This window comes from Rossellomorea arthrocnemi (assembly GCF_904424705.1).
Classification (GTDB): domain Bacteria; phylum Bacillota; class Bacilli; order Bacillales; family Bacillaceae_B; genus Rossellomorea; species Rossellomorea arthrocnemi.
In genome coordinates this window covers 365,894-387,317 of the sequence record NZ_CAJGBF010000001.1, presented here as the reverse complement: position 1 = coordinate 387,317, position 21,424 = coordinate 365,894, and the positions used below count along the sequence as shown (strand labels likewise).

Here is a 21,424-nt window from a genome sequence, read left to right as displayed (position 1 = left end):
GGAAATATTAAATGGTAGAAAAGGAGGGTGAATCGATGAATGCGTCGATCGAAAACATTGCTCATACGCTTATAGAGGCGGAAAAAAGCAAAGAAGCGGTATCACCGTTAACTTCGCAATTTACGAATCTTAATGTAACGGACGCCTACCACGTTCAGCTGGAGGTCATAAAGAGAAAGCTTAAAGAAGGCCGCACGGTCATCGGCAAAAAAGTTGGCCTGACGAGTGTGGCGATGCAAAGAATGCTTGGAGTGGATGAACCTGATTATGGTCATTTGCTGGATGATATGAAAATAGAAAATGGCGGAACAGTAAAGATGTCCAACTTCCTCAGTCCTAAAATCGAGGCGGAAATCGGCTTTGTATTAAGCGAAGACTTAGAAGGTCCGAATGTTACTTTTCTGGATGTGTTGATGGCAACGGATTGCGTGGTACCGACCCTTGAGATTATCGACAGCCGGATTGCTGATTGGAAAATCGGTCTTGTTGATACGGTTGCTGATAATGGATCATCGGCGATGGTTGTGGTTGGAGAGCAAATGACAGACATTACCGGAATCGACCTTCGCAGTGTTGGGATGATTTTATCCAAGAATGGTGAAATGATTGCGACAGGCTCAGGTGCTGCTGCTCTTGGCCATCCGGCACATGCGATTGCCTGGCTGGCAAATAAGCTTCATGAATTCGGAATTACCCTTAAGGCTGGAGAACTGATTTTGCCGGGAGCACTTTCTGCGGCGATTACAGTAGCTGAAGGAGATACAGTTACAGCTCAATTCGGTCCGGTCGGATCTGTGTCAGTCACTTTTGAATAGAGGAGTGGAAGAATTGGCAAAAATCAAAGCAGCAATCATTGGTTCTGGAAATATCGGAACAGATCTAATGTATAAACTTGAACGGAGTAAAGTCATCGATCTCCAGGCGATGATTGGGATCGACCCCGAGTCCGATGGCTTGAAGCGTGCGAAGGAACGGGGCTATCTTGCCTTCGATAATGGCATCCAGGCATTAGAGGATAATCCTGAAATCGCAGACATCGTGTTTGATGCCACATCTGCAAAGACCCATGTAAGACATGCTAAGGTACTCGCTGAATTGGGGAAGCTGGCCATTGATCTGACTCCGGCAGCTAGAGGCCCATTCGTCTCACCAGCCGTCAAAAATGAACATTACCTAGATGAAAAGAACGTCAATATGATTACTTGTGGAGGTCAGGCGACGATTCCGATTGTCCATGCGATCAACTCGGTCGCCGATGTAAGTTATGCGGAGATTGTAGCCACGATTTCGTCCAAGAGTGCAGGACCGGGCACGCGTGCAAACATTGACGAATTCACGATTACAACCCGCCGGGGAATGGAAGTAGTTGGCGGTGCCGACAAGGGGAAGGCCTTGATTATTCTCAATCCCGCAGAGCCCCCGATATTGATGCGTGACACCATTTATTGTGAAGTGAAAAATATGGATGAAGGTGCGATTACAAAATCGATTGAGCGTATGGTGGAAACGGTGAAGCAATATGTTCCTGGATATCGCCTCAAACAGGATCCCTTATTTGATGGAAACAAAGTGACGGTTTTCATTGAGGTCGAAGGTGCGGGGGACTATTTCCCGGTATATGCAGGAAACCTTGATATCATGACGGCTGCGGCGACCAGGGTTGCTGAGGATTTCGCGATCCATATACTTGATAAACAGAGTGTCAAATCGAAAGGCTAGGTGAATTTTTTTGAATCGCAAAAGTGATAAGCCTATCAAGATTACGGAAGTTTGCCTGCGTGACGGGAGCCATGTCATGCAGCATCAATATACAAAAGAACAGGTGCGACGTGTCACCCGCGAACTTGATGATGCAGGAATGCATTACATTGAAGTGAGCCATGGCGATGGAATAGGAGGCTCGACGCTGCAGTATGGAAAGTCCCTCGTTGATGAGATGGAACTGATCGAAGCAGCTGTCGATGAATGTAAAAACTCAAAGGTCGCTGTGCTTCTTATACCTGGAATCGGTACAGTACATGAGCTAAAGCAGGCACATCAGCTAGGGGCGGGTCTGGTCCGGGTAGCCACACATGTGACAGAAGCTGACGTTTCCGCCCAGCATATCAGTATGGCGCGGGAGCTGGGAATGGAGACACTTGGATTTCTGATGATGGCCCATATGGCTCCGACTGAAAAATTGGTCGAGCAGGCAAAACTGATGGAAAGCTATGGAGCTCAGGCAGTATATGTGACTGATTCTGCAGGAGCCCTTTTGCCCCATGAAGTAAAAGAGAGAATCGCAGCACTAAGAGATACATTGTCTATTGAAGTAGGTTTCCATGCTCATAATAATCTCTCATTGGCTGTTTCAAATACGCTGGCTGCTATTGAAGAAGGGGCTACGAGAATCGATGGAAGTGTCAGGTGTCTGGGTGCCGGTGCGGGGAACGCTCAAACTGAAGTTTTATTGTCCGTATTGGACCGGATGGGTATGGACGTAGGGATCGATATTTATAAAATGATGGATTTGGCTGAAAATACGGTTGGGCCAATGATTCCAAGGCCTCAGGAAATTAACAGAGGCAGTCTGGTTATGGGATATGCCGGGGTGTATTCCAGCTTCCTGCTGCATGCTGAACGGGCCGGCCAGAGATTTGGTATTGATTCAAGAGATATTTTAATAGAGTTAGGCAAAAGGAAAGTTGTAGGCGGCCAGGAGGATATGATCCTTGATGTTGCTGCCGAATTGGCAAAAGCACGAAAGCTGGAGGTGTAAAGGATGGCGATTACAAAGGGAGTCGACCTGGAAATCGTAGAATACTTATATTCCGCAGAAAAAGAATGTCGTGAAGTGGTAAAAGTAACCGACCGTTATCCGGAATTGAGTTTTGATGATGCTTATTTAATCCAAGAAAAATTGATCGAGAGACGCGAGAAGGAAGGTGCTAGTAAAATCGGGTTAAAACTGGGTTTGACGAGCAAGGCAAAACAGCAAATGATGGGGGTCCATGAAGCAATTTATGGATACTTGACCGATGACATGCTCGCATTGGAGTGGGAACCCCTCGATTTTACCGATTTTATCCACCCGAAAGCAGAGCCAGAGATTGCGTTTTTGATCGAAGAGGATTTGGAAGGGACAAATATTACGGCTGAGGATGTACTGAGAGTGACTAAATTTGTAGCTTCGGCAATTGAAATTATCGACAGCCGCTATTTAAACTTTAAGTTCACTCTGGCTGATGTCATCGCAGATAACTGTTCTTCCTCAAAATTCCTCATCGGCAGCAAGTGGATGTCTCCAAAGGATCTGGACTTGGGGCAGCTCGGAATGGTGATGTCGAAAAACGGAGAGGTTTTCCAAACCGGGTCGAGTGCAGCGGTACTGGGGCATCCGGCAGCTTCGGTTGCATGGGCAGTCAACAAGCTTGGTGAAGTTGGTAAGGGAATTAAAAAGGGAGACGTCATACTGAGTGGGGCCGTTTCCGAAGCGATCAGCTTCGAACCCAATGATACGATTTTGGTCCAATTCGCAGAGCTTGGCAGTGTCACACTTTCTTGCAAATCCAGCACTTAGTTCCTGTGACTAAGTTTCTGCCTATATATTTTAGAATATTCAAAATTTATAGATTAATTTCTTTTTCTATGTTAAGTACTTTACACATTGAGTAGGAGAAAGTGACTATAATCACAGGTAGAGACAGCTTTGGGAAATATTATGGAAGCGTTTTCAAAAAAGGAGATAAAAGGGGTGCAAGAAATGATGGGTTTAAGGAAACTAGGGCTGATATTCGTAACTTTTTTGCTGGTGCTGACGGCTGCTGCCTGCGGCAATGACACCGATGCAAAGCCTGCATCTGGATCTGAATCTGGTGAGAAGTATACATTCAAGCTGGCACACATTACCCCAACAGATCATATGTGGCATAAGGCTGCAGAGAAATTCAAAGAAGAATTGGATAAGCGTTCCGATGGAAGAATGAAACTTGAAATTTATCCAGCGAGCCAGCTTGGTACAGAAGCAGATATGGTACAGCAAATTTCTTCAGGTTCTGTAGACTTCGGATTCATAACTGCTGCCTATATGAGCTCTCGTGCTCCTGCATTTACGGCATGGTTCGCTCCATATGCTTTTAAAGATTTGGAAGCTGCAAATGCTGCGCGTGATTCAGAAGTCGCGAAGAAGATTCTTGGAACACTGGATGACCAGGGACTAAAAGGTTTGGATTACCTTTTTGCAGGGAACCGGGTCATGCTGTTCAAGGATAAGGAAGTCAAGAAGCCTGAAGACTTGAAGGGTCTTTCCTTCCGTGTAACACCAAGCCCGCCGCTTCAGGATTTTTACAAATCAATGGGAGCTTCACCTGAATCATTACCTTTGCCCGAAGTATACGCTGCAATCCAAACTGGTGTCATCGATGGGATGGATATGGACCTGGATGCTTCCATCACCAATAAATACTATGAAGTTGCCAAGTATGGGGCGGTGACGAATCACATGGTATGGCCGGCAGTTGCCATGATGAACAAAGAAGAATATGAAAAAATGTCTGATAGTGATAAAAAGATTATTGATGAATCCATTAAGGCTGCTGCAGAGTATGCAGTAAAAACCCGTTCCGGACAAGAAGAGGAATTCAAAAAGACTCTTAGTGATGCAGGGATGAAAATCTATGAAATTGACCAAACGTTATTCGATCCTTATATCAAGCAATTCGATGAAAAGTATGGACCAACTGATCCACTGATTCAGGAATTCATCGATACATTCCGCAAATAACCTAATGGAGGGAAATGCGTGAAATACATCAGCAATATGGTAGCCAGTTTCGAAAAGAAACTGGCTATTATCCTAATGTTTGCAATGGCTGTCATTGTCGCGGCTGCAGTGGTTTTTAGATATGTGTTCAATGAACCTCTATTCTGGGCAGGGGAAGTATCGGTTTTTCTTCTAATCTACATAACGTTCATAGGAGGGAGCCTTGGTCTTAAATATAAGACACAGGCATCCATGACTCTCATCACGGATTATCTTCCTGCGAAGGTAAAAAAATGGGTGGCGATTTCAGCACATATTTTTATGCTCTTGTTCATGGCCATTCTATTATTCTATTGTTTCTCATGGATTACTTCACCTACCGTCGCCATCCAAAGATCGAGCGCAATATTGGTGCCTATGGTGATTCCATATGCGATTCTGCCGGTCGGTCTGCTATTTGCTTCGATCCATTTACTAAGCAATATGCTTGAGATTATAAAGGATCAACGTATTGAAAGTGAAATGGTCCATAATCTCCAAGCAGCCGCAAAGGAGAGTGAAAAAGAATGATGTTGCTTGTCATATTGGCTTTTGTCGTATTTTTATTGATGGGAATTCCTATCGCCTTGGTGCTGGGGATGACGACAGTTGTCTATTTTTTACTAACAGGTAATACAATGCTGCTAGAATCAACACCACAAAGGCTGTATTCAGGTATGGAGAATTTCGGATTGCTTGCGATCCCTTTGTTCATGCTTACCGGGGAGTTGATGAATAGCGGAGGAATCACGAACAAGCTCGTTGTCTTTGCAAGGGTGCTTGTCGGACATGTTAGGGGAGGACTCGCCTATGTTACAGTCATTGCGAATATGTTCCTAGCTTCGATCCTGGGTTCTGCAAATGCCCAGGCAGCGATGATGAGTAAGGTCATGGTCCCCGAAATGGAGAAAGAAGGGTACACCCGTGAATTCTCTTCTGCATTGACGCTTGCATCCTCAATTGTTGCGCCGATTATTCCACCAAGCATGATTTTTATCATTTATGGAACCTTGTCGGGTACGTCCATTGGCGGGCTATTTATGGCAGGGATCATTCCAGGAACGATTTTCGGAATCGGTTTTATTGGATTGATAGCCTATTTAGGTTATAAACATAATTTTCCTCGTAGTGAAAGAGCAAGTTTGGACCTTATTTGGAATTCCTTTGTAAAAGTATTGCCGGCTATTTTGGTTCCCTTTGTCATCATTGCCGGGATCCTGAGTGGTGCCTTTACTGCAACCGAGTCTGCTGCGGTAGCGAGTGTCATTGCTTTTGTGGTGGGGATGTTTTTTTACAGAGAATTGAAGTGGAAAAGTTTGCCGAAGATATTGATTAACACTGTAATTGGAACAGCTACGGTGACATTCTTGATCGCAATGGCGAACTTGTTTGGCTGGCTGATAGCGTTTGAACAGATTCCGCAAATGATTGCAAATTCAATGTTGTCCATCTCTGATAATCCGTTTGTATTTCTGCTGTTGGTCAATATCTTCTTGTTAATCATCGGCACATTGTTGGATGGCATTGCTGCGCTGATTATCCTGGTGCCGGTATTTATGCCTCTGGTGAGCGGGTTTCAAATCGACCCGATTCATTTCGGTGTGATCATATGTATTAACCTGACGATTGGTCTCCTGACACCACCGGTTGGAACAGGATTATTCATCGTATCCTCAATAGCCGAAGTAAGGTTTGAAAGCTTAATCAAAGCGGTAACGCCAATGCTCCTATTAGGTATTGGAATGCTATTGATCGTTACTTACTGGGAACAGACCACATTGTTCATTCCAAGATTATTAGGATTCTAACAGCTGAGGGTGGTGCCTGTGTCACCACCTGAATTTTTACCAAAGAGGTGATGGTTCGATGCCAATTATTCAAGTACAGGTACTTGAAGGGCGGAGTGATGAGCAGCTAAAGGATTTAGTGGCAGGAATCACTAAAACTGCCGTTGAAACACTCGAAGTTAAACCTGAACAGGTCCGGGTGATTGTGCAGCCAATCCCTCATAAGTATTGGGGTGTCGCGGGGATTACGAAGGAGAGCGATTGAGCCAGGGGGACAGGTACGTTGGTACGATGATTCGAATGGGCCAAGGAACCTGTCCCCTTGGTTTCCGAACTCTTTCATGTTACGTTCAATTTCGGAAAGCTTGTTAATGGTTTGCGCATCCATTCTTTTCACCTCCAAATGAAATGTAGATAATACGAGTTATGGTATAGTAGAATGACAATTAAACGAAAGCATTTGTCTAGAAGGCATACAATAACTAGGAATGATAGGATGCATAAAGATATCGAGAAATTTGATCATACTTTACTGATGGAGTATTTGCATTCCCAGCACCCGCCGAATCCCCTAAAGTGAAAATAAGGGCATTGGACAAATACTGCAAAGAACGCGGTGTTCAGTCAAAAGATTTAACAGACGAAGAAATGCGACAGTTTCTTATTTAATAGCTAAACGGGGACGTACCTCACCTTGCGAAAGGTGGGATACGTCCCTTTGTTTATGTTTTCTCCTATCTTGAAGGATTTGCTTTATGGATAAAGTAGAGATGAGCTTCACTCGATATTTGGAAATGGTTTTTATGAAGCTATTTTCTTGTAGTGCTTTAACTTGTTCAAAAAGGAAGCAGCAGAACCGTCCCTATGCTTCCTCAGCGAAGAACAAGTCAGAGTTTCAGATTGATAGTTTGAAAGTGTATGGGGTGGTGAGGGGACTGTTGGATGGTGATCGGGTGAGGCGTGAGGATGGGTATGCGTTTATTAGTTATAGGGAGATGTGGGAGGGGTGTCAGGAAGCTGGGATTTTGTCGGGGTATGAAGTGCCGTTTGCGGTAATGATGGATATGGTGAGTGTGGTAGAGGATGGGGGATTGATTGGGAGGGAGAGGGTTAGTGGGGGGAGTTGGGTTGGGGTTTCTTTTAATGAGGAGAAACAAATAATCAGTCAATGGACAGTCTGATCCCAGTGACCTTTACTCTTTTCTTTTATGAATGTAGTTAGCTATCTGTTCAGTAGAATAAAAGATAATTAATCCTACAATTAAAATAACAAATGAACTACTGATTAACGGTTTATTATTTGCCATTTCAAAGAGTGCATTTATAAGAAGCGTAACTCCCCAAAATATGAATGTACTCTGAAATGCTGTATTAACACTATTTTTATTCATATTTTCATCTTTTTTAAAAAACATCATCATTTCCTCCCATTGTCCACGATTATTATTCATTTTAGATCGCATTTCATCTACTTATATGTATTAGGCCATGGATTTGTCTAACAAAAGAAAACTCGAAGAAATGGCGTGTGGATCATGGTGAGAGGGGACGAAGAGTAGGTATAAGATAATCATCATAACGTTGTATAGAGAAATGACGAATACCTTTCACCTCGATTCTCAAGGGTGAACATCCGTTTATCACTATCAGTGATTCTTGTGTTCAGATAATGAAAGTCTGTTTCAGAACGTTGGTTGCCTACTTTTAACATAGCAATGACATCTTCTGTTTGTGATGTTTCAATTCTATTGACCGTTTCCTTTATCTCTTTCAAATCATTCCCGAATTCCTTCAGTTTATGGTCGAAATTTTTCATGTTATGGTCAAACTCCTTCATGTTCCGTTGAATATCGGATAACATATTCACGATTTGCTTGTCCATTTTTCTCACCTCCTTCCCACTATTATAGTGGAAATGAATCGATGATACTACCCAGATATTAGGTGAACTGGTATGCTGAGGGGGCAGATACATTATTCCAGATATCTTTGTTTATGTTTCCCCCATTTTGAGGATTTGCTTTACGGATAAGGTAGAAATGAGCTTTACTCTATGTTTGGGAGTGGGGCTTTTTTTGTACTATTTTCTTGAGTGGAACTCTCCTGCCTTATCTTGTTCAAAAGGAAGCATGAGAACCGTCCCCATGCTTCTTCATTTTTCTAAAAGCAAATAAATCTCATTTAAATCTTCTTCTGTCTTTATATAATAGGCTTCATTTTTCTCTAGTCGAAATAAGAATTGAGCTTCTAGTAAGTATTCCTTTGCTTGTTCATAATCACCACTCATTTGGTGTATCTTCCCTAGCATATGTTTCGTTTTTCCAAGGATAAAGCTTAACTGTTTGCTTTCTAGTAATCCAATGATTTGATAGGCGAGAGTTGTAGCTTCATTTAATTGCCTATTTTTGACGTGACAATAAGCTATATTATATGCCACTCTTGGGGCTAGCGTAGGGTCTTCTAATTGAGGTAATTCTTCAATGGCTGTGTAAGCTTTAGTAAAGAAATCGAATGCTTTAGAGACACCATCTTTACTTAATGTCACAAGACCAAGAGAATTGCAGACGCCGATGTCGAATTCTGTTCTTAGTTTTATATCAAGAATACTTTTCAATTGTTCTTCTGCTTTTATTAAATTCTTATCTTGCACATGGAGAAGAATGGCTTTGTTCCAGGTGATGAATTTCTTGTTCGTAAGATATTGTGCATGATCAGAGTTTTGATCTAGTAGATTATCAAATTGTTCAATCGTCAAGGATAGGGCTTGGTAATCTTGATAATAGATATGCTTTCTGCAAAGGTTCTTATATTTTTCTATTTCTTTCAGGTCACCGAGTGGCAGCTCACTCATTAAAAATGCAACAGGTACTTTCAGTTTGTGGCTAATTTCAACTAATAGATCCAGTCTTGGATTTTGAGATCCTTTTTCAATTCTAAATAAGGTAGACTCGTCACAAATGCCTTCTGCCAAATCTTTTCGTGTCATGCCGGCCCTCTTGCGATAATATTCAATATTTTTATCAACGATGTTCATGTTCCCCTCCAAAAATTGCATAAATGCATATTTTCTTGTTCTCCCTCTGACGTCATAATCGATTATAGGAATAATATACCACAATTAGTTGGAGGCGAATTATGACAGAAGCCGCAGTAAAATCTCAATTAAATCCAGAGAGCCAAGAAAAAAAGGATAGCTTTAAACATCTTCTTGCCATTAAAGATTATCGTTATCTCATTGCCGGTCAATTTGTATCAGCATTGGGAGATGGCGTGTATGCTCTATCACTGATCTGGGCTATGAAAGTATTAACAGGTTCCTCCTTACTCATCTCTCTTGTCCTGGCAGCGGAAGTGATCCCCACCATTTTATTTGGAATTTTCTCGGGCGTACTTGTTGATAGAGGAAATCAAAAGAGATACATGCTAGTAGCAGATATATGCCGGGGAATCGCTGTGCTTGGGTTGGTCATTCTCTTCTGGTTCGATATGCTGAGTCCGTGGATGCTGATCGCTGCCGCTGCATTTACTTCATCGTTTGATTCGTTTTTTATTCCAGCAAAGTCTGTCGCGATCAGAACGATTGTTCCAGATCATTTGATTACGAGAGCACAGAGTCTTTCATCAACGATTCAAACAGTGGTAGGATTAGGTGCCCCTGCCATAGCGGGGATTCTATTGCTGTACAGTTTGCCTACAGCATTCCTATTTAATGCACTAACCTTTTTTATCTCCTTTTTCTTTATCTTACTCATTAAGGAAAAAGGGCTGTCGAAAAGACCTGCGGATAAATTGAATATGAAGACGTTTTCTCTTGATTTAAAAACAGGATTAAAAACCATCATATCTGTACCAATCTTAAGGGGAATGATCATTTATTTGGTGCTAATCAACTTTATGCTGGCACCTGTAGCGGTTCTGTTTCCATTATTCGTAAAAGATGCTTCTGAGTTAGCGATGGTTGAAATTGCTTTCTTTATTGGAATATTAGGTGGGTCGCTATCAATAAATTTATTTAACCGATTCCGAAAAATCGTGCCGATGATTGTTGGTTTAGTCATGATATTAGGGTCATTTGGCATGTTAGCCTTTACGGATAACTTTACATTAGTATTGGCTGTCATCCTCATTGCTGGCATCGGAAGCCCTCTAGTGAGTATCGCTTTGCAGTCCCTCTTCTTAATCAAGGTACCACGAGAATTACTGGGCAGGTCTCAAAGTACGATGAGGGTGTTACTTGAATCAAGTAAACCCATATCATTGTTACTCACGGGATCACTGCTCGTACACTTTAGTATCAATCATCTGTTTTTAGGTATCTCCGTATTTGGAGGAATGATTGTATTCATGATGGTGTTGAATCCTGCGATTAGGAAGAGCTCTTAATGGAATATGTGTAGCGGAAAGGTAATGTCCGCCCCATTTAATGAATCGTTAAAAGGGGTGGACTTTTTTTATTGGAAATAGCCGTGGGGTTCTGATTTATTTAGTTGTTTAGTCCATTAAACGTTTGCTTCATAATTATTTCACTTCGGTTATCAGTTCCCGAGCATTCAGGGAAGAGAAGAAAAATCATGGGATAACAAAATCACTATTAAACATCCAAAGAACTTCTGTTACTATTAAATTGCATCGTTCTAATGTCTGTATAGATCCTCTGGACTTGTATTTGGAACTGTATTTTCTTATGCGAATGCGGAATAGGAGAAAATCTCTCTGACAATAGAAGGGGGACGTACCTCACTTTATCCAAAACGGGATAGGTCCTTTGTTTATATTAGGAAATTAATTATATAGTAATCTTGAAATAGTTAGTATGAACCCTGTTGGAGGAAGTTGGGTGAAATGTGTGGGTGGATTAGAGGTTTAGTGCAAATGAAAAGAAAGCAGGAGAACCATTATAGGGATGAGGGGGAAGATGCATGAAATATCGAATAATGACGATCACGGTCTTTTTTTTGATGGCCTGTTTTATCAGCATCTCCCTAACCTCTCTTTCTACTAGCCTTTCTTCTAGTGTAAAAGAACGCTTGTTTACAGATGAAGATGTTGTTAGGAAGGGACCGAATCATTTTACTGGGGAGTATACAGAACTGGAGGAAGAAGCACAGGAGGGAACGGAAGTAGAGCCCCTACTAAAATCTGTGCTCTCTCCATTTATAGGGGATGATACGAGTACAACTAAAAGAAACTATCTTCTTTTTTTTCTATTGGCTTTATGTATATGCATAGCCAGTTATTTCGTATATAGAACGTATCGGAAGAAGCAACAAGTTAAAGACAAATCAATCTCATCTTCTTCTCCTGTTATAGCAAAAAATGAAGAGGAGCTATCTGTAGAGAATCTATCTTTTCTCCAAAAAGAAAATCAAACCAACATGCATCTGGTAAGAAAATATCTACAAAAGTGGGAGAAGACACTTGGCACACACAATCAGAAGCGACCTGCAGAAACGATTAATGAATGGTTTAAGAGAATTAACGGGCCAACGGAAATTATACCTATTTATGAGAAGATAAGATATGGTGATTCGGAATGTTCAGAGAAGGAATTACAACAGGTAGAAAAGGCATTAAAGACACCATAAAAACAAAGAGAACCTGCCTCAACTTGGGCAGGTTCTCTTTGTGTAGTGTAACTCTTATCTTATATAACGGATATGGATCGAATGGGGATGGTGCTCACCGTTATTTGTTACGGCCAAAACAGCTTGTCCTGCTGGTGGATGAGCTCGCTTATTTTGTTTGTGGTAGGGTGAAATCATCTGTACTACTGTCAAGGGGACAGGTTTCGTGGCTCTTCATGCATCATTGAAAGTCCTCTTGCCTGCAAAAAAAGAAGCACGAGAACCGTCCCCGTGCTTCACCCGTGCTTCACGAATTACCTATTCATAAATGATTTCATTTCCGATTTCTTCGGATCAATCGTAAATCTGTAAATCGGCAATTTCTGGTCTACTTCGGAAGGGACATAGTTAAACGTGACATAACTGTCGACTGATTCTGGCTCAAGTGATAGGGATAATAGATTTGTTTGAGGCTGTGCCGTCAGGAAGACATAGCTGCCTTTTGGGAAAGTCACTTTCTCTTTTGTTACGTTTGTTTCCACGTCCACGAGCTGTCTGTCTTCGTATTCTCCACGACTTTCCTTTTTTGTGACGGTATAGGATTCGGCAGGGAGTTTGACATCCTTAGGCAATGTGAAGCCTTTTAATCCTTGGTTTTTTAGTTTTTCTGCTATTTCCTTCTGATCTGGCATGAGCACGTAGGCAGTCGGTCTTTCTCTTGTTAATGTTGGTTCGGCATCTGTCGCGCTGAAATAGTTGACTGGAATGTCTTGCACCGTACCTGAGGCGATGTCGACCATTTTAAGGGTTTGATCGGCAATCTCTTTGTTTTCGCTATCTATGATGATAGGATCATTGTCATTTGGAAGCAGCCCTTTTTTTACTAGTTTCAGTCGTTCGGAGGCTACAAGGTGCTTAATTTGTCTTGCATGGTCGGCGGTTTGTGTAAGGATTTTCTCATGTGTAGCAATTTGTGCATTCACTCGTCGGGCAAAGTCTTCCCGGCCAATGCCGATCCCCCGGCTTTCTACAAGAAAGGAGAAAGATGGTGCAAGTCCAAATGAATTGCGCCCTATCCTCGGTTCGGTGGAGCCTTCGACGATCTCGATTTCACCCTGGTCATCTAAGCCGGCCGTATAATAGGTTTCTCCTGTCATCCCTTTCGACTCAAGCTCTGCGATAACAGGGTCTTGGAATAGGCGCTCAGACGTGGTCCGAATTCTTTCTGGAATGTTCAGGTTTCGTCCGGATTGGATGAGTATATCATGATACTTCAAAGCACCTTCCTCGCCGACTTGACGAAAGGCACTGCTGTACACGGAATATTCATGGGCATCAATGACAACTTCAGGGGAGTATTTGTTGAATTCTTTATGAATCGCCTGTACCTCTGGTGATTCGAGTTTCATATGATCGCGGTTTCCATCCAGCCCATTGGCCAGCTGTCTCTTAAAGGCGTAAGAGCCGTCCGGATTCACTCTTGGAACGACAATGACATTGATGTCATCGAGGACGTCCTCACCCAATTCACCCGTAAGCCGATCCGCGATCGCCAGTATGGCTTCACCGCTGGCAGGCTCGTTCCCATGAATCTGGCTTTGTACCCAAACAATCGGCTTTCTTGATAGGAGACCTGTATTGATGTGTTTATCCTTGGTGAAATAAAGGGCCGGGATGCTTCGTCCTTCCTGTGTTTTTCCTATGGTTTTGACGGTTAGATAAGGACTTTTCCCTTGAAGCTGTTGTATGTAGGAGAGCATTTCTTCCTGAGAAGTAAAAGCTTCTCCCTCCCTGGAAAAGGCAGGTGTATTATCCGTTATCGGCAGTTCCGGATAGAGGTGCCGTACCTGATCAGGCTGACTGTATGTCTTCCCGTAGTAGGGAGTTTCTGCCTGTACAGAAGGTGCAAGTAAAAAAGTGGCGGCGAGGAGAGCAGGGAAAGTACGTTTCGTTAACAGTTTTTTCATAGTGGGTTTCCTCCTTTTCTATTCCATTAAATGATAGAGTAGAACGACGAAATAAGTCAAAAAATTCAGAATAGTAGTTTCGGAGTAGTTCATTTCATTTTCTATTAAAGGGGCAGTGAGCTAGGTTGTACGATCTACTTTTATTCGGTTTGCGAAACATTTTCGATATACGTGTAGAAGAATTTTCCTAAAATGTTAGAGAATCCTTCTGGAAAAAACAGTACTTTTGTTGGGAAGCATGGGGACGGTTCTGTTGCTTCGTTGTGAGGCAGCTCAAATTGGGATGTTGATGACGGAGTATGTAAAGGGGAAAAGTGTAGAGTTTCAGAGTGGGAGTTTGAAGGTGTGTAGGGTGGTTGGGTTGCGACCGATCCAGGCAGGCGTAAGGATGGGGATGCGGTGATATTGGTGAAGCATTAATTCTATCCATTATCTATAACTGGATTCTCGTTTAGTTAATAAGTTACCTATATATTAGAATACTTGGTATTTTTCTTGTGCAGCTTTGGGAATTCGGCTAAATTAGCTTTCAATAGGTTTTATAAAAAGTGGGTTGATTTTAAATTGGGAGTGAACCTATTTCCATAGATTACTTATTAGTGCCTACATTACTTTAAAGTACGTACTATTCTTTTCTTTCATTCTGGTTCATGATTACATATGTCAGGCGATGACGAGGTATTGGTCAGTTTAGTTAGAGGTAGCGAATGCCTTATCCATTCAAATGACAAACTAATTTTCCAGGAGGTTACAGTAATGAAAGATAGATTTCAAGATAAACTTGGTTTTGGAACTGCACCGCTAGGTAATATGTTCCGTGATATTCCGGAAGAAGAAGCTTTAGCAACAGTGAATGCTGCTTGGGAAAGCGGTATTCGTTATTTCGACTCAGCTCCATTTTACGGTGCTGGCTTAGCAGAAATGCGATTAGGGGAAGCTCTGTCCAACAGAAATCGTGATGATTACTTTTTAAGCACGAAAGTAGGCCGTGTCATTTCAGATGAACTAGAAGACACTTCATCACGTGATTTAGGTGAGAAAGGGGGACTTTTCGAATTTGGTCGTCAGAATAAGATCGTCAATGATTATAGTGCAGATGGAACTAGACGCTCTATCGAGCAAAGCTTGAAGCGTTTGAGAACAGATCGTTTAGACTTTGTTTACATCCACGACATTGCACAAGATTTTTATGGTGATAATTGGCTTTCTCAATTCGAAATTGCCCGTAAAGGAGCATTCCGCGTGCTAACACAAATGCGAGAAGAAGGAGTTATTAAAGGATGGGGACTCGGAGTGAACCGTGTAGAACCCATTGAGCTTATGCTTGATTTAGAAGAAGCGAAGCCGGATATATCCTTGTTAGCTGGTCGTTACACATTATTAGACCATGAGCGTGCTTTGCAACGAGTTATGCCTGCAGCTCAAAAACAGGGTATGGACATTGTGGTTGGTGGACCTTACAGTTCAGGAGTTCTTGCTGGAGGTACCCACTTTGAATATCAAAAAGCATCACCTGAAATCATTTCAAAAGTAGAGAAAATCAAAAATATTACGGACCGTTACGACATCAGCATTAAAGCTGCTGCTTTACAATTTTCACTTGCTAACCCGGCCGTTACTTCTGTGATTCCTGGCGCTAGTCGCCCAGAACGTATAGCAGAAGATAAAGCTGCGCTTAACACTGTGATCCCGGCATCGTTCTGGGAAGAAATGCAAGAACAACATCTGGTAGCACCTCATGCACCACTACCCACTACTATCAAAAAAGGAGAGTTATAAACGTGGCACATACAACTGCATCCGTTAAAATTCCAGCTTCACCCGATCAAGTTTGGCAACTAATGGGAGGCTTTGACTCGCTTCCAGACTGGTTACCTTATATTCCTAATAGTGAAGTGAGCGAAGGCGGGCGCATACGTCGGTTGGCTAATCCGGATGGAGAAGCGATTGTAGAGCGATTGGAAGAATTTAATAATAAGGAGCGTTACTATTCTTATTCAATTATTAAAGCACCATTTCCGATTACTGATTATTTGGCTACTCTTCACGTTAAAGAAGATACTGATGGTGAATCATCGTTGGTAGAATGGTCCGGAAGATTTACACCTGTGGATGTTAGTGAAAAGGAAGCAATCGATCTCTTTTACGGCATCTTTAAGGATGGTTTAGAATCATTAAAAAAGCGTTTCTAAATTCTATTAGAAACTTGTAGCTGTAAAAAGAACAAAGCAGTTTTTTGAAGTTGATTATTAACTTCAAAAAACTGCTTATCTTATATGTGATTTGGAAGCATAGGGACGGTTCTGCTGCTTCTTCTTGACGAAAAGGAAGCACGAGAACCGTCCCCTTGCTTCTCCTTGCTTCTACGAGATTCCTGCTTTCATTAGCATGCCGTCGAGTGGGCGGCCCATGATGTTTTCTAGCCAGTTGGAGGTTTGGAGAAGTTTTGGGAGGTCGGTATTGGTTTGGATGTTCATGGCATGAAACATATTGACCATGTCTTCTGTGCACACATTGCCGACTGCTTTAGGGGCGAATGGGCATCCACCCATGCCGGCGATGGACGAGTCAAATCGTCGAATGCCAGCTTGATAGCCTGCAAGTGTATTGGCTAATCCGAGTCCGCGGGTATTATGAAAGTGAAGACCCAGGGATAGATCGTGACCGAATCGATCTTTGAATGCCTGAACTACCGTCTTTACCTGGTTAGGGTTTGCCATGCCCGTTGTATCTGCCAGGGTAAGCTCAGTACAACCGGCTTTTAAGAATTCTTCTGCTGCGAATAGTACTTTACCGAGAGGGACTTCTCCTTCGAATGGACAGCCGAATGCAGTTCCGAGGACACCGGCTGTCTTTTTGCCTGCTTGGACTCCTTCTTTGATGACGTCTGTTAGTTCAGTGACAGCCTGGTCAACGGTTCGTTTCGCATTGCGCAGATTGAATGTGTCGCTTGTAGTGGTGACAACGTGTAAATAATCGATATCCGTTTGAAGAGCCCGATTGAGACCGGATCGGCTGAGCACCAGGCCGCCATATCGAATCCCCTTATCCTTCGGGAGTTGGAGGAGAACTTCTTCTGCGTCAGCCATTTGGGGAACGACTTTGGGGTTCACAAATGAAACGGCTTCAATGTATGTGATTCCTGCTTCAATCAATCGATTAATCAGCTCTACTTTGTCTTGTGTAGAAACCAGTTTACACTCATTTTGCAGACCATCCCGTGGACCAACCTCACAAATTTCAATCATTTCTCTTCCTCCTCTTATTTCAACTGTTTTTAATGTTTTCCAAATGCTTTAACACATGGTCACGACCTTGATAGATATGTTCGTGCATAGCAATTTTCGCCCGCTCTGGTTCTTTGTTGCGGATGGCTTGCAGAATCGTTTTGTGGACTTCTAATGATTGCTTAAGCTGGTAGTCGTTATACCAATAAAATGATCTGTACACAATGGGGACCACTACGACTTTTGATAGATGAAAATGGATATGAGCATTATTCGCTGCTTGTATGATGACCTCGTGGAATCGTTGATTAACGGCTACGATTTCTTTAATACTATCCATATCTGACTGCACGTGTTCATCAATGACTTGTTCATAAACGATGTTCGCTGCTTCCATTTGTTCCATGTCTGCTTCCGTCCTGTAGATGGCAGCTTGACTGGCTGCATAACCCTCCAGGATCGTACGCAGATCATAAATTTGCCGGATGTCTTCTGTTGTGAAGTTCCTTACACTGACTCCCCGTTTTAACGGTACGACCAGACCATCTGCCTCCAGATGTTTAATGGCTTCCCGTATGGGGGTTCTGCTTAAGCTTAATTCCTTTGCGAGAAATTCTTCCCCTAATCTCATACCGGGTTCAAATTTCCCATCGATAATGGCTCCTTTGATGTATTCGTATGCATCCATAACAACACCTCAGTCTAATTGTATACAAACTGAAAAATAAATACAATATTTTTCCTTTGTAAGCGATTTTTTATCGTTTTTTTAATATTATATTGACTTCTTGTATACAAGAGTTTAAATTTGTATACAAGATTAAGAAAATTCAAACAGGAGGGATGAAATTGACTGAGCATACGCTACCCTTAGAAGGCTTACGAGTCATCGAACTTGGAACATTGCTGGCAGGACCTTTCAGTGGAAGGTTGCTTGCGGACTTTGGAGCTGAAGTCATTAAAGTGGAACCACCTGGGAAAGCCGATCCCATGAGGAATTGGGGGAAATCCAAAGATGGGATAGGTCTCTGGTGGCCGATCCAATCCAGGAATAAAAAATCTGTGACCTTAAATCTAAGAGAAGAGAAAGGTCAGAATCTGCTGAAGGAGCTTGTCAAAGAGGCGGACATCGTTATAGAGAATTTCAGACCGGGAACGATGGAAAAATGGAATCTTTCTTATGAAATCTTATCTGAAATTAATCCTAAATTGATCATGGTTCGGACGTCGGGATTTGGACAGACAGGCCCTTACAAGGACCGGGCAGGGTTCGGAAGTGTAGGGGAAGCGATGGGAGGATTGCGGAATGTAACAGGTTTCAAAGACCGTCCGCCATCTAGAATCGGCGTGTCCGTCGGGGATACTCTCACTGCTCTCTTTGCCACCATCGGATGCCTCGTGGCTGTCCATGAAAGAACGAAATCAGGAAAGGGGCAGGTGGTCGATACGGCACTCTATGAATCTGTCTTTTCCATAATGGAAAGCTTGATCCCTGATTATATGCTGGCAGGCTATATCCGGGAGAGGATGGGAAATATTTTGCCGGGGGTCGCTCCGTCTAATATTTATTTCACCTTGGATAAAACATACATCGTCATTGGAGCCAATGCCGATGGTGTGTTTAAACGCTTATCTGAGGCGATGGGTCAGCCTGAATTGAGTGAGGATCCGAGGTTTGCAACTCATCATGCAAGGGGGGAGAACATGAAGCTTCTTGATTCTTTAATCGAAGAATGGACCAAATCCCTCAATGCACAGGATGCCCTTCAGATTCTGGAAGAGAAAGGCGTGCCATCAGGCTTGATCTATACAGCCAAGGAAATAGTGGAAGATCCTCACTATAAAGAAAGAGAAATGATCATCAATGTGGATCACCCGGAGCTTGGTGAATTTCCGATGCCCGGCATAGTACCGAAGCTGAGCCGTACTCCCGGTAAGGTGAAGGAGCCGGGTGCCGAACGGATGGGTAAGCACAATGAAGAAATCTATATTCAGTTATTAGGACTGGAGGAAGAGCAATTAAGAGAGTTGGAGAGTGAGAATATCGTATAGGGGGAAGAAGGGTGGCTAAAACGTTATATGAAAAGGTTTGGAATAAGCATGTCGTGAAGGAAGAACGGGGTTTCCCATGCCTCTTGTACATCGATTTTCATTTATTGAACGAGGTAACTTCTCCCCAAGCTTTCGAAGGATTACGGCTGAAGAACCGATCCGTGCGGAGACCGGATTTAACCCTTGCGACGATGGATCATGCGATACCGACGACAAATCACTCCGTCCCCATTCAAGACGAACTGGCGAAAAGACAGGTAGAGGCTTTAGAGAACAATTGTAACCAATTTGAGGTTGAGCTTTTCGATTTGCAAAGTGAATATCAGGGGATTGTTCATGTTATCGCGCCAGAGCTTGGACTGACCCAGCCAGGTCAAACGATTGTATGCGGGGACAGTCACACGTCCACTCACGGTGCCTTTGGAGCGTTGGCCTTCGGAATTGGAACAAGTGAAGTCGAGCATGTGTTGGCTACTCAGACGTTAAAGCAGTATAAATCCAAGACGCTTGACATAAATGTAAGCGGTTCCCTGCCGAGTGGAACGACCGCCAAAGATCTTATTCTCACGATTATAGGGAAATTCGGTCACGATTTTGCCACAGGGTATGTAATTGAATACCGCGGAGAGGCGATTCGCAGTCTTTCAATGGAAGAAAGGATGACTGTTTGTAATATGTCCATTGAAATGGGAGGGAGAGCAGGACTCATCCAACCGGATCAAAAAACGTTTGATTATCTAAAAGGAAAGAAATTTGCCCCGACTGATGATGAGTGGGAAGAGGCTCTTACGGAATGGAAGGAACTATATACGGATCCGGATGCTGTTTTTGACTTGTCGATTGACATGAATGCTTCAGAGGTCGTACCTCAGGTGACATGGGGGACCAACCCCGGCCAGGTTACCGGTATCAATGGCCACATTCCGACGTTGGAACAGTTACCTGCAGAGCAGCGAAAGTCTTCAGAAAAGGCCATGAAATATATGGGGGTGAGTCCCGGGATGCCGATTAGTTCCATTTCAATCAATAAAGTATTTATCGGTTCGTGTACCAATAGTCGAATAGAAGATCTCCGGAAAGCCGCCCGGATTGTAAAGGGATATAAGGTAGCCCATTCTGTGACCGCCTTAGTAGTCCCGGGGTCTCAACAGGTGAAACGGCAGGCAGAACTGGAGGGACTTGATAGCATCTTTATTCAGGCCGGTTTTCAATGGCGTGAATCAGGCTGCAGTATGTGTCTTGGGATGAACGACGATATTGTTCTCCCAGGTGAACGATGTGCCTCGACGTCTAACCGGAATTTTGAAGGGAGACAGGGGAGACATGCCAGGACTCATTTAGTGAGCCCGGAAATGGCCGCGGCTGCTGCCATCACGGGACATTTTACCGATGTGCGAACGTGGGAATCACAATCAAAAGAGCAGGTGAAACCATGATGAAAGCCTTTACTGAAATGACGGGGAAAGTTGTCCCTCTGGATGCGATCAATGTGGATACAGATGCCATCCTTCCCAAGCAGTTTCTGAAGCGAATAGAACGAACAGGCTTTGGAGAATTTCTTTTTTATGATTGGCGGTATGAAAATGGAAAAGAGGTTCAGGAGTTCGTTCTGAATCAGGACATGTACCGGGATGGGACCATTTTATTAACAGGAAAGAATTTTGGCTGCGGCTCTTCAAGGGAACATGCTCCGTGGGCGCTCACTGATTTCGGAATTCGAGTGATCATCGCGCCGTCTTTTGCAGACATTTTCTATAACAATGCGTTTAAAAACGGGCTGCTGCCGATCGTACTGGAAGAAGGGGAGGTGGGGAATCTATTCCGACATGGGGAGGACATACCGGGTTACAGGTTGACAATTGACCTTGTCCATCAAACCGTTTCAGATGATCGCGGCTTCCACTGTCATTTCTCTGTTGAACCTTACCGTAAGGAATTGCTCTTAAAGGGACTGGATGAAATCGATTCTACTTTGGTCAACCAAGAGATCATTGACTCCTTTGAAAAAAATCACCGCATACATTATCGACTGAAATCTTAGTCTGGA

General features: G+C 43.0%; 22 protein-coding genes. 16 read left to right on the top strand and 6 right to left on the bottom strand.

All coding sequences use genetic code 11. From position 1 onward, the window contains the following. Nucleotides 1-35: 35 nt before the first annotated feature. From BAA9072_RS02010 to BAA9072_RS01970, 9 genes are all read left to right on the top strand, one after another. Nucleotides 36-815: a 2-keto-4-pentenoate hydratase gene (locus BAA9072_RS02010; protein ID WP_201713000.1), complete on the top strand. Its 780-nt coding sequence runs from the start codon at nucleotides 36-38 to the stop codon at nucleotides 813-815. Between the two features lie 13 nt (nucleotides 816-828). Next, a complete protein-coding gene (locus BAA9072_RS02005) occupies nucleotides 829-1,719 on the top strand; it encodes an acetaldehyde dehydrogenase (acetylating) (RefSeq protein ID WP_201712999.1) in 891 nt (296 codons plus the stop codon). A 10-nt stretch (nucleotides 1,720-1,729) separates the two neighbouring features. Further along, nucleotides 1,730-2,758, top strand: coding sequence for a 4-hydroxy-2-oxovalerate aldolase (dmpG, locus tag BAA9072_RS02000; RefSeq protein WP_201712998.1), 1,029 nt, complete (start codon nucleotides 1,730-1,732; stop codon nucleotides 2,756-2,758). Nucleotides 2,759-2,761: 3 nt separating this feature from the next. Next, a complete protein-coding gene (locus BAA9072_RS01995; RefSeq protein WP_201712997.1) occupies nucleotides 2,762-3,559 on the top strand; it encodes a 2-keto-4-pentenoate hydratase in 798 nt (265 codons plus the stop codon). 183 nt (nucleotides 3,560-3,742) lie between these two features. Next, nucleotides 3,743-4,762: a TRAP transporter substrate-binding protein gene (locus BAA9072_RS01990; protein ID WP_201713198.1), complete on the top strand. Its 1,020-nt coding sequence runs from the start codon at nucleotides 3,743-3,745 to the stop codon at nucleotides 4,760-4,762. Nucleotides 4,763-4,780: 18 nt separating this feature from the next. After that, on the top strand, nucleotides 4,781-5,311 hold the full coding sequence (locus BAA9072_RS01985) for a TRAP transporter small permease (RefSeq protein ID WP_201712996.1): 531 nt from the start codon (nucleotides 4,781-4,783) through the stop codon (nucleotides 5,309-5,311). Further along, entirely contained in the window at nucleotides 5,308-6,588 is a 1,281-nt protein-coding gene (locus BAA9072_RS01980) for a TRAP transporter large permease (protein WP_201712995.1), read from the top strand. Before BAA9072_RS01985 ends, BAA9072_RS01980 begins: the two co-directional genes overlap by 4 nt. Before the next feature lie 58 nt (nucleotides 6,589-6,646). Then, nucleotides 6,647-6,832, top strand: a complete 186-nt coding sequence (locus BAA9072_RS01975) for a tautomerase family protein (RefSeq protein WP_201712994.1) — start codon at nucleotides 6,647-6,649, stop codon at nucleotides 6,830-6,832. Nucleotides 6,833-7,322: 490 nt separating this feature from the next. Next, complete coding sequence (locus tag BAA9072_RS01970) at nucleotides 7,323-7,748, top strand: hypothetical protein (RefSeq protein ID WP_201712993.1); 426 nt, start codon at nucleotides 7,323-7,325, stop codon at nucleotides 7,746-7,748. A gap of 12 nt (nucleotides 7,749-7,760) precedes the next feature. On the opposite strand, the gene BAA9072_RS01965 is transcribed toward BAA9072_RS01970, so the two are convergent. The 3 genes from BAA9072_RS01965 to BAA9072_RS01955 form a co-directional block, all read right to left on the bottom strand. Continuing rightward, nucleotides 7,761-8,018, bottom strand: coding sequence for a hypothetical protein (locus BAA9072_RS01965; protein ID WP_230980721.1), 258 nt, complete (start codon nucleotides 8,016-8,018; stop codon nucleotides 7,761-7,763). A 122-nt stretch (nucleotides 8,019-8,140) separates the two neighbouring features. Beyond that, nucleotides 8,141-8,449: a hypothetical protein gene (locus tag BAA9072_RS01960; RefSeq protein ID WP_201712992.1), complete on the bottom strand. Its 309-nt coding sequence runs from the start codon at nucleotides 8,447-8,449 to the stop codon at nucleotides 8,141-8,143. Between the two features lie 270 nt (nucleotides 8,450-8,719). Further along, nucleotides 8,720-9,601, bottom strand: coding sequence for a helix-turn-helix domain-containing protein (locus BAA9072_RS01955; protein WP_201712991.1), 882 nt, complete (start codon nucleotides 9,599-9,601; stop codon nucleotides 8,720-8,722). A gap of 101 nt (nucleotides 9,602-9,702) precedes the next feature. Here BAA9072_RS01955 and BAA9072_RS01950 point away from each other — a divergent pair, with 101 nt between their 5' ends. Together BAA9072_RS01950 and BAA9072_RS01945 are read left to right on the top strand one after the other, a co-directional pair. Beyond that, nucleotides 9,703-10,950, top strand: a complete 1,248-nt coding sequence (locus BAA9072_RS01950; protein ID WP_201712990.1) for an MFS transporter — start codon at nucleotides 9,703-9,705, stop codon at nucleotides 10,948-10,950. Between the two features lie 536 nt (nucleotides 10,951-11,486). Next, nucleotides 11,487-12,152 carry a hypothetical protein gene (locus BAA9072_RS01945; protein ID WP_201712989.1) on the top strand — a complete coding sequence of 222 codons (666 nt, stop codon included), beginning with the start codon at nucleotides 11,487-11,489 and terminating at the stop codon, nucleotides 12,150-12,152. Nucleotides 12,153-12,445: 293 nt separating this feature from the next. Here BAA9072_RS01945 and BAA9072_RS01940 read toward each other — a convergent pair whose 3' ends face one another. Beyond that, nucleotides 12,446-14,098: a M14 family metallopeptidase gene (locus BAA9072_RS01940; RefSeq protein ID WP_201712988.1), complete on the bottom strand. Its 1,653-nt coding sequence runs from the start codon at nucleotides 14,096-14,098 to the stop codon at nucleotides 12,446-12,448. Between the two features lie 756 nt (nucleotides 14,099-14,854). Here BAA9072_RS01940 and BAA9072_RS01935 point away from each other — a divergent pair. Both BAA9072_RS01935 and BAA9072_RS01930 read left to right on the top strand, forming a co-directional pair. Further along, complete coding sequence (locus tag BAA9072_RS01935; protein WP_201712987.1) at nucleotides 14,855-15,877, top strand: aldo/keto reductase; 1,023 nt, start codon at nucleotides 14,855-14,857, stop codon at nucleotides 15,875-15,877. A 2-nt stretch (nucleotides 15,878-15,879) separates the two neighbouring features. Continuing rightward, complete coding sequence (locus BAA9072_RS01930) at nucleotides 15,880-16,290, top strand: SRPBCC family protein (RefSeq protein ID WP_201712986.1); 411 nt, start codon at nucleotides 15,880-15,882, stop codon at nucleotides 16,288-16,290. Nucleotides 16,291-16,461: 171 nt separating this feature from the next. Here BAA9072_RS01930 and BAA9072_RS01925 read toward each other — a convergent pair whose 3' ends face one another. Beyond that, nucleotides 16,462-17,346 (bottom strand): hydroxymethylglutaryl-CoA lyase, encoded by an 885-nt coding sequence (locus tag BAA9072_RS01925; RefSeq protein ID WP_201712985.1) that lies wholly within the window; start codon nucleotides 17,344-17,346, stop codon nucleotides 16,462-16,464. Between the two features lie 19 nt (nucleotides 17,347-17,365). Next, entirely contained in the window at nucleotides 17,366-18,013 is a 648-nt protein-coding gene (locus BAA9072_RS01920) for a GntR family transcriptional regulator (protein ID WP_201712984.1), read from the bottom strand. Between the two features lie 161 nt (nucleotides 18,014-18,174). Between BAA9072_RS01920 and BAA9072_RS01915 the strand changes: the two genes are divergently transcribed. Genes BAA9072_RS01915 through leuD form a run of 3 tightly spaced genes read left to right on the top strand, consistent with a single transcriptional unit; the run spans nucleotide 18,175 to nucleotide 21,418 of the window. Further along, entirely contained in the window at nucleotides 18,175-19,377 is a 1,203-nt protein-coding gene (locus tag BAA9072_RS01915; protein WP_201712983.1) for a CaiB/BaiF CoA transferase family protein, read from the top strand. A gap of 11 nt (nucleotides 19,378-19,388) precedes the next feature. Beyond that, nucleotides 19,389-20,813 carry a 3-isopropylmalate dehydratase large subunit gene (leuC, locus tag BAA9072_RS01910; protein ID WP_201712982.1) on the top strand — a complete coding sequence of 475 codons (1,425 nt, stop codon included), beginning with the start codon at nucleotides 19,389-19,391 and terminating at the stop codon, nucleotides 20,811-20,813. After that, a complete protein-coding gene (gene leuD, locus BAA9072_RS01905) occupies nucleotides 20,813-21,418 on the top strand; it encodes a 3-isopropylmalate dehydratase small subunit (protein WP_201713196.1) in 606 nt (201 codons plus the stop codon). Before leuC ends, leuD begins: the two co-directional genes overlap by 1 nt. Nucleotides 21,419-21,424: the final 6 nt, after the last annotated feature.

Coding starts and splice junctions, on each gene's coding strand:
- BAA9072_RS01980 (WP_201712995.1), top strand. CDS start 5,308: ATGATGTTGCTTGTCATATTGGCTTTTGTCGTATTTTTATTGATGGGA.
- BAA9072_RS01960 (WP_201712992.1), bottom strand. CDS start 8,449: ATGGACAAGCAAATCGTGAATATGTTATCCGATATTCAACGGAACATG.
- BAA9072_RS01965 (WP_230980721.1), bottom strand. CDS start 8,018: ATGAATAATAATCGTGGACAATGGGAGGAAATGATGATGTTTTTTAAA.
- BAA9072_RS02010 (WP_201713000.1), top strand. CDS start 36: ATGAATGCGTCGATCGAAAACATTGCTCATACGCTTATAGAGGCGGAA.
- BAA9072_RS01955 (WP_201712991.1), bottom strand. CDS start 9,601: ATGAACATCGTTGATAAAAATATTGAATATTATCGCAAGAGGGCCGGC.
- BAA9072_RS01925 (WP_201712985.1), bottom strand. CDS start 17,346: ATGATTGAAATTTGTGAGGTTGGTCCACGGGATGGTCTGCAAAATGAG.
- BAA9072_RS01945 (WP_201712989.1), top strand. CDS start 11,487: ATGAAATATCGAATAATGACGATCACGGTCTTTTTTTTGATGGCCTGT.
- BAA9072_RS01995 (WP_201712997.1), top strand. CDS start 2,762: ATGGCGATTACAAAGGGAGTCGACCTGGAAATCGTAGAATACTTATAT.
- BAA9072_RS01970 (WP_201712993.1), top strand. CDS start 7,323: ATGGATAAAGTAGAGATGAGCTTCACTCGATATTTGGAAATGGTTTTT.
- BAA9072_RS01950 (WP_201712990.1), top strand. CDS start 9,703: ATGACAGAAGCCGCAGTAAAATCTCAATTAAATCCAGAGAGCCAAGAA.
- BAA9072_RS01990 (WP_201713198.1), top strand. CDS start 3,743: ATGATGGGTTTAAGGAAACTAGGGCTGATATTCGTAACTTTTTTGCTG.
- BAA9072_RS01920 (WP_201712984.1), bottom strand. CDS start 18,013: ATGGATGCATACGAATACATCAAAGGAGCCATTATCGATGGGAAATTT.
- leuD (WP_201713196.1), top strand. CDS start 20,813: ATGAAAGCCTTTACTGAAATGACGGGGAAAGTTGTCCCTCTGGATGCG.
- BAA9072_RS01935 (WP_201712987.1), top strand. CDS start 14,855: ATGAAAGATAGATTTCAAGATAAACTTGGTTTTGGAACTGCACCGCTA.
- BAA9072_RS01975 (WP_201712994.1), top strand. CDS start 6,647: ATGCCAATTATTCAAGTACAGGTACTTGAAGGGCGGAGTGATGAGCAG.
- BAA9072_RS01940 (WP_201712988.1), bottom strand. CDS start 14,098: ATGAAAAAACTGTTAACGAAACGTACTTTCCCTGCTCTCCTCGCCGCC.